The organism is Streptomyces sp. NPDC059564, from assembly GCF_042735575.1.
Lineage (GTDB): Bacteria > Actinomycetota > Actinomycetes > Streptomycetales > Streptomycetaceae > Streptomyces.
On record NZ_JBHWBP010000288.1, the window covers coordinates 7,789 to 9,821 of the forward strand.

At 75.2% G+C, this 2,033-nt stretch carries 1 protein-coding gene and 1 pseudogene; both read right to left on the minus strand.

Annotated features, from left to right (window positions below; translation table 11 throughout):
• Positions 1-108 precede the first annotated feature (108 nt).
• The gene (locus ACFV0Q_RS32030; RefSeq protein WP_385010096.1) at positions 109-1,266 is read right to left on the minus strand and encodes a hypothetical protein; all 1,158 of its coding nucleotides are present in this window, start codon (positions 1,264-1,266) and stop codon (positions 109-111) included.
• Positions 1,266-2,033: pseudogene (locus ACFV0Q_RS32035) on the minus strand (peptidase); the annotation flags it as partial. The pseudogene ACFV0Q_RS32035 and the gene ACFV0Q_RS32030, both read right to left, overlap by 1 nt.

Below are 2,033 nucleotides of genomic sequence, written 5' to 3' on the forward strand. Positions count from 1 at the left end.
GGGGGCTGCTGGGGGGGGGGGGGTTCGTATAAATTGGGTTTACCCACTTTTAAGCATTGTAATGGGGGGGGGGCGGGGGGGTATCCCCGCCCGGCCCCCGGACACGTATTACGGAGAAGTGACGTCCACGGCCCAGTCACGGGCGTACGCGTAGCGCCGCCGCGGGTCGTTCGCGTACGTCCACGGCATCGAGCCGATGTACCCGTCCACGTGCCGGAACTGCTCGACCGCCTCCGCGTCCCGGTCCTGCCAGAACAGGCAGAACGCGAGCATGTGCCGCATCCACACGACCCCCGAGTGCCCCGGGTCGGCCTCGGCCAGGTCCTGCAGCGCCGCGTCCACGGCCAGGGCGACCTCCGGCTCCTTGTACCAGGTCTCGATCACGATGTCGGCCTCGTGCGTCTCCTGCTCGAAGTACGCGATCAGCGGCAGCAGCGTCAGCAGCCCGCCCGGCTTCCCGGCCGCGGCCGACTCCCGGGCGAACGCGAGGGCCAGCTCGTGGGAGCCCCGCCACTTCTGGCACCAGTACTGCAGGGCGTTGGTGTGCGCCGAGAGCATCCCCGCGTCGCGCGAGACGATCTCCTCCCACAGCGTGCGGTAGCGCTCGTGCGAGTAGCCCAGGCCCATCGCGACGGGCTGCTCCGCCAGGTACGGCAGCGGGTCGGCCGGGTCGGCCAGGCGCTGGGCCTCCTGCGCGGCCCGCTGGGCGGTGCCCAGCAGCTGGCGGAAGAGCCGGAACTGCTCCTGGGTGGTGTGGCCGGCAGCCTTGCCGCCGCGCACGTTCCACGCGACCCGCACCGCGGACTGGGCGTTCACGACGGCTGCCAGCGGGTCGGCGGGCCGGGCCGCGCGCCAGGCGAGCAGCCAGGCGTCGTCCTCGCCGGCGGCCAGGTCGGCCAGGGCCATGACCCGCTGCCAGCGCTCCTCCCGGTCCTGACCGGCGGCTTCCACATGGGCCGCGCCGGCCTCCCAGTCCCCGCCGCGCACGGCGTCGAGCGCCGCCCGCCGCTCGTCGCTCAGGGGACCGGGCAGGTCGATGTCGAGTTCCGCCTCCGGTACGAAGCCCAGCGCGGCCGCCGCACCGGCCTTGGCGGCCTTCGCCTCGGCCTCCCGGTCATCCGCCCGTGCGGTCAGCTCCGCGGTCTCGGCCTCCAGCACCCCGGCCCGCGCGGTCAGCCGCTTCGCCTTCCCGATCAGGTAGAAGCCGCGGGCGACGTACAGGGCGGCCGCCAGCAGCAGGATGCCGAGGACGGCAAGGAAGATCATCACGGGGCGAGTACCAGCTTTCGCAGGGGTTCGGTGTCGGGGGCGTCGGAGACGGCCGCGTCCAGGGCGGCCTCGACGCTCTGCTCGAAGGCTTCGGACGGGTAGCGCAGGGTGGTCTCCTCGGACCAGGACAGCTGCCAGCGGGCGGTGCCGGCGGCCATGATCCGGGTGGTGACCAGCCCCTCCAGGGCGTTCCGCAGGGCCGCCCGGGTGTACTCGCGGGCCGCGCGGCCGGTGGCGGCCGCCGCCTCCTCGGACTTCGGGAGGCGGTCGGCGAGGCGCCCGCGCAGGCCCGGGTCGGCGTCGAAGGCGTCCAGCAGGGCGGCCGCGTCCGGGGCCACGCCCTCGGCGGCGAGGGCCTCGCGGGTCCTGTCCGCGCGGCGCCCGACGTAGTGGGTCATGCTCTCGTGGACCAGGTCCGCCCAGTCCCGCCGCTCCAGCGCGAGCGCCCGCGGGCTGAGCGCGACCGGCTCCAGGGCGGCCATCGCCGCGTCCGCGTCCGACAGCAGCTCCAGCGACGGGCGGGCGCCGACGGCGGCGCGGCCGTCGTCCGGCAGCGCCTCGATGCGGGCCACGCGGTCGGCGAGCGCGGGGTGGGAGTCGTACGGGGAGGCGGGCTCGTCGGGCAGCTCGGCGCGCCGCGCGTCCAGCTCGGCGCGGCGGGCCGCCAGGAAGGGGCGGAAGCCGCCGAAGAACTGGCCGGGGAGGGGCAGCAGGCCGGCGCCGACGCCGAGCGTGGCGTACGAGCCGAGGTAGAAGTCGTGCGC

Bases quoted from the DNA above. Each gene is read 5' to 3' on its own strand.
- ACFV0Q_RS32030 (WP_385010096.1), bottom strand. From the start codon at position 1,266: ATGATCTTCCTTGCCGTCCTCGGCATCCTGCTGCTGGCGGCCGCCCTG.